Origin of the sequence: Mesorhizobium sp. M5C.F.Ca.ET.164.01.1.1, from assembly GCF_004792125.1 — a bacterium.
Taxonomy (GTDB): Bacteria; Pseudomonadota; Alphaproteobacteria; order Rhizobiales; family Rhizobiaceae; genus Mesorhizobium; species Mesorhizobium wenxiniae.
On the sequence record NZ_SRTG01000054.1, the window covers coordinates 1 to 749 of the forward strand.

Genomic DNA, 749 nt, shown 5'->3' on the forward strand with positions numbered 1-749 from the left:
GCCGACAACTTCAGCCGCCGGTGGGTGATGTTTGCGGGACACTGCCTGATAGCATCGGCGTCGACGACGCTGATGATTTCTGTGGGTCTGGGATTTGTCAGTCCTTGGCTGATTCTCGGGTTAGGTTTCCTGGCCGGCTGCGGCTTTGCCTTGAATGATCCGGCCTGGCACGCTTCGGTCGGCGATATCCTTCACAAACGCGACATTCCGGCCGCAGTGACGCTTATGTCCGTCGGATACAACATTGTGCGCAGCGTTGGTCCGGCCTTGGGGGGCGTGATCCTGGCCGTCTTTGGGCCGCTGGCCGCTTTCGCCTTGGCTGCGGTGAGTGATCTGGCGCCTATAAGCGCGATATGGCGCACCAAATGGGAGGTCCGCTCTTCGCCTCTCCCTCGTGAGAGAATGACGACGGCAATTCATGACGGAGTGCGCTTTACGGCGATGTCTTTGGAGATCAGGGCAGCGACCGCCCGAGCAGCTCTTTTCGGATTGGCAAGCATCTCCATTCTGGCGTTGCTCCCTCTCGTCGTCCGGGATCAGTTGAAGAGTGGGCCAATTGTCTACGGTATCTTATTGGCCGGCTTCGGCATGGGTGCTTTCATCGCGGGCATGGGCAACGGCTTCTTGAGGAAGGTCACGTCTCAAAACAGGCTGGTGGCCTTCGCCTCTGTGGCTTGTGCAGTCTGTTGCCTCTCCCTTGCCCTGACATCGTCGGTTCCTGTGGCGGCCATTTCGCTGGCGCTCGGCGG

1 protein-coding gene is annotated in these 749 nt (G+C 59.8%); it reads left to right on the forward strand.

Translation table 11 applies throughout. The features are described 5' to 3' along the window. Nucleotides 1-749, forward strand: a 749-nt coding sequence (locus EN807_RS32350) for an MFS transporter (RefSeq protein ID WP_135937912.1), incomplete at both ends; no start/stop codon positions are given.